The following is a 7,680-nucleotide window of genomic DNA, read 5'->3' on the forward strand; positions in this document are numbered from 1 at the left end:
GTGTGAAAGTAGGACATCGTCAGGCTAATATCCCCGCCAAACGCCCCGACCATCCTCTGGTCGGGGCGTTTTGCTTTGTGGGCCTGAAATCCGCGCGGGCCTCGGAAAAACTGCCGTCATCCCGGCGAAAACCGGAATCCACGCTGAAACCTTTGCGGAAATTGGGGCACCAGCTCAGGCGCCCGCGGCCACGGGATGGCGTTCAGCCTGGATCATCGATCCATCCCTGTGCGGGGCCACCAGCCAGGCTTCCAGCGTCGCAACCGCTTGGCCGATGCCGTCTTCGGATGCCATCGCCTCTCCCAGCGCCCGAGCACGCGCCTGCGTGGTGGGCAACTCCGCGAAGTCCAACTGCTGTGCCAGCGCTGCGGCATCGAGCCGCTTCTGCGACACCGCGCGCGCGGCCACGCCAGCGCGGGCCAGGCGGTCGGCCCAGAAGAATTGGTTGGCCGCAAAGGGCACTACCACCGACGGCACGCCGGCGCGCGCCGCGGTGTGGGTGGTGCCGGCGCCACCGTGGTGCACCACGGCCGAGACCAGCGGGAACAGCGCCTCGTGCGGCGCCGCCTCCAGCACATGGAAATTGGCCGGCAAAGCCTCTGCTTCGATGCCGCTCCAGCCCGGCCAGAACAGCACGCGCCGTCCGCGCACGCCTTCCACCAGCATGCGCACCAGGCGCTCGCGATTGAAACCACCCATGCTGCCGAAGCCCACGTAGATCGGCCGCGGGCCGGCGGCAAGAAAAGCCTTCAGCGCGGGTGGCGGCTGCCAGTCCAGGGCGCGGGCCACCGGCGCCTGCCACGCGCCGCAGATGCGCCAGTGCTCGGCCCAGTCCCGCGGCTGCGGCACCAACTGGGGCGAGACGCCGTAGAGCAGCGGGTAGTCGCTCCACGCCACCCGGCGCGGCGGGGCGCCCAGCACCGCGTTGGTGGCCGGGCGGAGCATGCGCCACATCACGGCACGGATGAACTCATGGCTCCACCGGTTGAGCCAGCCGGGCAGGCGCCACGGGGGCAGCAGCGGCGAGCCGAACTCGGCCGTGGGCGAGATCGGCCACAGCCCCAGGCCGATGGCTGGTTTGCCCAGCGCCTCGCCCACGGCCAGGCCGACGTAGCTGGCCAGCCCGGAGAACAGGATGGCGTCGCTGTCGCGCGCATCCTCCAGCAGCGTGCGCAACCAGTCGGCGCAATGGTCCTGGGCGATGCGAGCCACGGCGCGCAGCATCTCGCGCACGTCATCCCCGCGCTGGCTCATCAGCGCGTGCAGCGCGCCGCCGGGGGCCACGTTGGCCTGGATGTCGCCCGCCAGTCCCCATGCCGGCACGCCCAGCGCATGGGCGCTGCCCAACGTGGAGCGGTCGGCCCAGAGCCGTACCTGGTGGCCGCGCTGCATCAGCGCGTGGCACACCCCGACCAGCGGCCGGGTGTCGCCTTCGGTGCCGTAGGTGATCACGGAAAAGCGCAGGGCGGACATGGCAGGCGGCGACTTCGCGATGAGGTGGGGAAGTACCCGAAGTCTGCAGCCCCGGGACGTGGCGGGTCTTGAAGAAATCGGCCATCAGTGGCGACTGCGCGCGCTTTCGGCTCAGAGCCGGAACGGCCAGTAGTCCGGTGCGTGTTGCGCGGCCTGCAGCAGCCGTGCCGCGGGCAGGCCGCACAGTGCCTGCAGCTCGCGGGTCAGGTGCGCCTGGTCCGCGTAGCCGAACTCGGCGGCCAGTTCGGCCAGGCGTAGCGGCTGGCCTTGCGCCAGCGCGTCGCGAGCCTTGATGAAGGCGCCACTCGCCCGCTGGATGCGCTGCCACTGCACCGGCGACAGCCCGGTGGCGGCCTGCATCTGGCGGCGCAGCTGGCGTTCGCCCAGCGCCAGCAGCTCGGCCAGCTCCGCCACGCCGGCGGAGGACTCGGCCGTATCCCGCGGTGTCAGCGGCCGGCGCAGGTGGGCCGCCAGCCTCGGTGGTGTGGCGGCTGCCCAGTGCTCGCGGCACGCCAACCAGCGCGGTGTCAGCCAGTCAACGATCCAGCGTTGCTGGGCGTCCGCGTCCTTCGCCAGCGCACCGAGGGCCGCCGGCCACTCGGACCACTCGTCCGGCAGCAGCGTGCCGGCATCGGCCTCCTCGTCCTGCAGGCTGGCGGGCACGACGCCAGTAAGGCGGGCAAAGGCATCCGGGTAGAACACCACGCCCAGGCAGCGCAGCGGTGCCAGGCTGGTGGAGGTGACGGGCCGCGTGCGCGGACCGGAGGCTATCCAGCGGGCAGCGCCTGCCCGGCCGGCGCGGCGCGCGTGGCATGGGGCAGGGCCACGGCCCTGTCGGTGAAAAGCGTGAGCACGCACCATCCCATGGCCGGAAAGTGGTTCCGCGGCGGGGTTGGCGGCGGCCAGGCGTCGTCCAGGGTGGAGATGAAGACCAAGCTGTCCACCGCCTCGGCCAGCGGGCTTTCGACGCGGCGGTGCTCGACGTGCATGGCGCCGACTCTACGGCTCAGGCTGGTGTGGCCATGCGTCGCAGCTGTGCGACCTCGAGAAAGATTTCATTGGCCCCGGCCTCGCGCAGCGACTCCAGCTCGCCGTAGCCCCAGGCCACCGCCCCGAAGGCGATGCCCGCGGCATGCGCGGCGCGCAGGTCGGAGATCTGGTCGCCGATGCAGATCGCCTGCGCGGCCGGGATGCCGCTGCGCGACAGCACCCGCCTGATGCGGGCTTGCTTGCCCAGGATCGAGCTGCCGCCTTCCAGGTACGAGAAATGGTCGGCGTTGGCCGGGCCAAGCGCGCGCAGCGCGTTGTCTACCGAGTTCGACGTGAGCAGCGCCAGCGTCATGCCCTGGCCGCGAAGGAAAGCCAGCGTCTCGCCGATGCCCTCGAACAGCGGCACGCCGGCGGAACGGGACTTCATCAAGCTGATGAAGCTGGCCGCCACCAGTGGCAGCTTCCACAGCGGCATGCCGACCAGCCGCATGTTCTGGCGCACGTCCTGGCGCCGCATGAGCGAGATCTGCTCGGCCTTCACTGGCTTGAAGCGGTGCCGGCGTGCAAGCTCGTCCAGCGTCTCGACGAAGAAGGGAAAGGAGTCGGCCAGCGTGCCGTCAAAGTCGAACAGCGCGAGCCGGTAGGGCGGCGGCGAGGTCGGGTCCATCACGGTGAGGGGTGCGCCGCCTGGTGACCCACAGGCTCACGGTACGAGCCAGCTGCCATGCGAATGACCAGGGCAGGGGGCCGAGGGGCGGCCGGCGCATGAACGAAAAAGGCCGTCACGCAGGACGGCCTTCGAAAAATTGGTTGCGGGGGCTGGATTTGAACCAACGACCTTTGGGTTATGAGCCCAACGAGCTACCAGACTGCTCCACCCCGCGACTGAGGAATGAAGTGTACCACAGCTTGCGGACATGGCAAGCCTGGGCGGTTGAGCAGGGAACCAAGGTGAACTCCCGGGGGTAGGAAGTCTTGCCAGCTTATTGCTCTGGCGGTGAGCGACGGCGGCGGTCCGCGCGAGGCCTCAACCGGCCAGCATCTCGACGCGCAGGTGCCTGAGCGGAGCGCGCACGCAGCCCAGTGCCTCCAGCGTCGGAAACGCTTGTCGCAGCGTCGCCTCCTGTGCCTCGTGCGTGAGCAGCACCAGCTCGCGGCCCGCGTCGGCCGTGGCCAGCTCGCGATGCGCCTCCACCGTGATGCCCTGCGTGGCGAGCTGCCGCAGCAGTTCGTCCAGCGCACCCGCGTCGGCGTGCACGGGAATGCGCAGCGCATGGTGCGTCACTGCCTCGCCGATGGGCAGCACCCGCAGCGGGGCCAGGGCCTCGGGCCTGAAGCCCAGCGGCGCCGCGCGCTGCGCGGGCGTCGCGTCGGCCAGCCGGGCCATGTCCACCAGGTCGGCGATCACCGCCGAGGCGGTCTGCTCGGAGCCCGCGCCGGCGCCGTAGTACATCGTCACGCCGGCGGCGTCGCTGTTCACCATCACGCCGTTCATCGAGCCATTTACTGCGGTCAGCAGGGATTTTTCAGGCACGAGCCATGGATGCACACGCAACTTCAGCGAACTGGCGCGGCGCCTGGCGGACGTGGAGGTAATCATCGTGGTGGTCGCAATCAGCAGGCGCATGGGCAAATGTTGCTTTCGCAACTGAATCGGTGTCAATCCGCCCCGTGGCGCGCCCGGCTTCAGGAGCCGGGCTGGCCGATCCACTTGCTCACGGTTGGTGCCTGCCAGGCGGCCAGCGCGTCCAGCAGTCGCGCCGGGTCGGCGTCGATGACGACCATGTCGCGGTGCTCGGCCCGCATGAAGCCTTCCGTGACGGCGTGGTTCAGCATGGCGCGCAGCGGTGTGAAATAGCCGCGCAGGTTCAGCGCGCCGCAGGCCTTGGTGTGCTCGCCCAGCTGTGTCAGCGTCGCGGCCTCGAACAGCTCTTCCAGCGTGCCCAGGCCACCGGGTAGCGCGATGAAGGCGTCGGCCAGCGCGGCCATGCGCATCTTGCGCTCGCGCATGGTCTCGACCACCTCGTGCAGCGACAGCCGCGGGTGCAGGTGCCCGCGCGCATGCAGCCGCTGGTTGATCACGCCCGTGACCGTGCCGCCGGCATCCAGTACCGCATCGGCCACCACGCCCATGAGTCCCTTGCTGGTGCCGCCGTAGACCAGGCCCAGGCCGCGTGCCGCGATCTCGCGGCCCAGCGCCACGGCGCCCTCGGCGTAATCCGGCGAGTTGCCGAAGTTCGATCCACAGAACACTGCCACGCTTTTCATGCTGTTCGCGCCCCTCGGGCGTCCCGGGAAATGGAAGGATTGTCGGGCTTGTGCCGGGCGCGCTCCGGGTTGCGGACGCTGCCGAAATCTTTGCCGGGATCCGGGAAGGGTCGGCGCCGTTGCACCGTGCCGCTGGATGCTCAGCCGTTCATGGCCCGGGCGTGGCAGTTGCTTGCGAGGTTTCGGGCGGGAACAGGGGGCGAGACGCATGACAAGAGTTCAGAGCAGGACGCGCCTGATGGCGCTGCAGCGCAGTGCCGCGCTGGTGTGCTCCTCGGCGGGCTTCGAGCAGTTGGCGGCCAGCGTGCTGCAGTCCTGCCTGCCGCTGCTGGGCGACTTCGGTTTCTTCGACGTGGACCTGGGGACCGAGGTCGTGCGCACCGCGCGGGCGCACGAAGACCCGGCCACGGAGGCGTTGCTGCGTCCCACCCGCTGGGTACGCCAGGACCGCGACGACGGCATGAACTTGTGTGCGCTCACTACTGGCGAGCCGGCCGTCCACACCAATATCGACGACACCTGGTACCGGCGCGCTGCCCGCGACGATGCCCAACTGGCCGGGATGCGGCAGCTCGGCTTCCGCTCGATGATCAGCGTGCCCCTGCGCTTCAACGGCGAGCTGGTGGGGGCGCTGACGCTGTTCATGAGCCGCCCGCGGCGCCGGCATGTCGAGGATGACGTTGCACTGGCCCAGGACATCGCCGATCTGGTCGCGCCCGCGGTGGCCAACATGCGGCTGCTGACCGCCGAGCGCCAGGCCCGGCTGGCGGCCGAGGCAGCGCAGCGGCGGCTGCAACTGCTGGCCGCGGCCAGCAGCGAGTTGTCCCAGTCGCTGAACCCGGATGCCACGCTGCGGACCATGGCCCGGCTGCTGGTGCCCGAGGTGGCGGACTGGTGCCGCATCGATCTGGTCGATGCCCAGGGGCAGGCCACGGTGGCGCTGGTGTGCAACCGGGACGCCGAGCTGGCGGCGCGGATGGAAAGCCTGGCGCGGCGCTGGCGCGCGCCCGCGGACACGCCGGGCTCGATCGACTGGACCATCCGGCACGCCAAGCCCTATCGCGGCAGCATCACCCGCGAGCACATCGAACTGGTCACCGACTCCGAGATAGCCGAGCTGCTGCGCGCCGTCGGCGTGCACGACTCATTGATGGTGCCGTTGGTCGCGCGCGGCCGCACGCTGGGCGCGATCGCCATGCTGCAGGCGGAGTCCGGGCGGCGCTTCGACGATGAGGACCAGAACCTGCTGACGCAGCTTGCCCACCGCGCGGCGCTGGCGCTGGACAACGCACGGCTGTTCGCGCAGGCCGAGGAATCGCGGCGCCAAGCCGAGCAGGCCAGCCGGGCCAAGGACGAGTTCCTCGCCATGCTGGGCCACGAGCTGCGCAACCCGCTGCACCCCATCGTCACGGCGCTGGCCTTGATGGACCAGCCGGACCGGCGCACCCACGAGCTCGCGCGCCAGGTGCTGGGCCGCCAGGTGCAGCACCTGACGCGGCTGGTGGATGACCTGCTCGACGTGGCGCGCATCGCCGAGGGCCGCATCACGCTGGCGTTGGACTACGTGGACATGACGGCCCTGGTCACCGAGGCGGTCGAGACGGTGCGACCGACGCTGCAGAGCAAGGGCATCGACTGCAGGCTGGAGCTGCCGGTGGCGCCGGCCATGGTCCGCGGCGACCGCACGCGGCTGCTGCAGGTCATCACGAACCTCCTGGTGAACGCCTGCAAGTTCACGCAAGCCGGCGGCATGGTCACGACCGCGCTGTCCGTGGCCGCCGGCGAGGTGGAACTGCGTGTGACGGATGACGGCGCCGGCATCGATCCGGCGCTGCTGCCCCAGGTGTTCGATTCCTTCGTCCAAGGCGCGCAACCTGCGGCGCGCAAGCAGGGCGGGCTGGGCCTGGGGCTGGCCATTGCCCGGTCGTTGGTGAGCCTGCACGGCGGGCGCATCTCGGCCCACAGCGATGGCAAGGGGCTGGGCAGCGACTTCCGCATCACCCTGCCGCTGCTGGCGGCGACGACAGGCCCGGCCGATGCCGCGGTACCCATGCCGTCCGCCCGGTGCGCCGTGGCGGCCCGGGTGCTGGTGATCGACGACGCGGAGGATGTGCGCGCAACCATGTGCGAGATCCTGGCCAGCCAGGGCCACGAGGTGCGCAGTGCCGCGGACGGACTGCAGGGACTGGAGGTCGCCAGGACCTTCGTGCCCGAGGTGACGCTGTGCGACATCGGCATGCCCGGACTGGACGGCTACCAGGTGGCGCGGCAATGGCGCCGCGATCCCGTGCTGCAGGGCACGGGCCTGATTGCCATCACGGGCTACGGGCGTGTGCAGGACCAGGCCTTGGCGCGGGAGGCGGGCTTCGATCGCCACCTGACCAAGCCCGTGAGCGCCGAGACACTGCTGGACTTGGTGGCGGCGCTGGTCCAGGCTGGTCGGCAGCGCCGGGTGGTGGCCGAGACGACGCGCGCCTGAACGGACGTCGGCATCAGGGGAGGGCCGGCCCGGCGGCATGTCCAAAAAATTTTCACCAGGGCTTGGCAGGGCGCCGGGAACTGTGTGTATACTCGCGCCCCTCGCAGACACACCCTGAGTTTGCCTCCTAATTTGGAGGCTGATGCAGGGTTGTGCCAAATCAGGAAGCCGTGACTTTGTGGCGATTGCCGCAAAAGCCGACGACCGGGTTTGCAGCCGAGCGGTGAAAGATGGCGTGCGCATTTGGCGCGCAAGGTCCAAAACACCGGTCGGATGGTTTGCGAGGGGCGTGAGGAAAACCCAAGCGCTTGACTGGGGTTTTCCCTTATGTCAGAATTCAATTCTTCGCTGAACGACGCAGCGAGCCGAAGCAAGCGAATGGCGCGGGGTACCGGGGCGCGGTTTTGCCGAGGTAAAGCAAAGGTCGAAGCTCTTTAAAAACATACAGCCGATAAGCGTGGGCGTTCGGA

7 protein-coding genes and 1 tRNA gene are annotated in these 7,680 nt (G+C 69.7%); 1 reads left to right on the forward strand and 7 read right to left on the reverse strand.

Translation table 11 applies throughout. The annotated features are described in order from the left end of the window. Window positions 1–174: 174 nt before the first annotated feature. The 7 genes from Q0741_RS02535 to Q0741_RS02565 form a co-directional block, all read right to left on the reverse strand. A complete protein-coding gene (locus Q0741_RS02535; protein WP_367184052.1) occupies window positions 175–1,473 on the reverse strand; it encodes a glycosyltransferase in 1,299 nt (432 codons plus the stop codon). A 111-nt stretch (window positions 1,474–1,584) separates the two neighbouring features. Next, window positions 1,585–2,178, reverse strand: coding sequence for a helix-turn-helix domain-containing protein (locus Q0741_RS02540; protein WP_298231629.1), 594 nt, complete (start codon window positions 2,176–2,178; stop codon window positions 1,585–1,587). Window positions 2,179–2,240: 62 nt separating this feature from the next. Further along, a complete protein-coding gene (locus Q0741_RS02545) occupies window positions 2,241–2,462 on the reverse strand; it encodes a hypothetical protein (RefSeq protein WP_298231630.1) in 222 nt (73 codons plus the stop codon). Window positions 2,463–2,479: 17 nt separating this feature from the next. Continuing rightward, the gene (locus Q0741_RS02550) at window positions 2,480–3,130 is read right to left on the reverse strand and encodes an HAD hydrolase-like protein (RefSeq protein WP_298231631.1); all 651 of its coding nucleotides are present in this window, start codon (window positions 3,128–3,130) and stop codon (window positions 2,480–2,482) included. Window positions 3,131–3,270: 140 nt separating this feature from the next. Next, window positions 3,271–3,347, reverse strand: a tRNA-Met gene (locus tag Q0741_RS02555). A 143-nt stretch (window positions 3,348–3,490) separates the two neighbouring features. Continuing rightward, window positions 3,491–4,090 carry a hypothetical protein gene (locus Q0741_RS02560; protein ID WP_367184053.1) on the reverse strand — a complete coding sequence of 200 codons (600 nt, stop codon included), beginning with the start codon at window positions 4,088–4,090 and terminating at the stop codon, window positions 3,491–3,493. A 59-nt stretch (window positions 4,091–4,149) separates the two neighbouring features. Continuing rightward, window positions 4,150–4,731, reverse strand: a complete 582-nt coding sequence (locus Q0741_RS02565) for a TIGR00730 family Rossman fold protein (RefSeq protein WP_298231632.1) — start codon at window positions 4,729–4,731, stop codon at window positions 4,150–4,152. 208 nt (window positions 4,732–4,939) lie between these two features. On the opposite strand from Q0741_RS02565, the gene Q0741_RS02570 reads away from it, so the two are divergent. Continuing rightward, the gene (locus Q0741_RS02570; RefSeq protein ID WP_298231633.1) at window positions 4,940–7,210 is read left to right on the forward strand and encodes an ATP-binding protein; all 2,271 of its coding nucleotides are present in this window, start codon (window positions 4,940–4,942) and stop codon (window positions 7,208–7,210) included. The last annotated feature ends 470 nt before the right edge of the window (window positions 7,211–7,680 follow it).

It is taken from the genome of uncultured Azohydromonas sp., from assembly GCF_937926365.1.
Taxonomy (GTDB): Bacteria; Pseudomonadota; Gammaproteobacteria; order Burkholderiales; family Burkholderiaceae_C; genus Azohydromonas.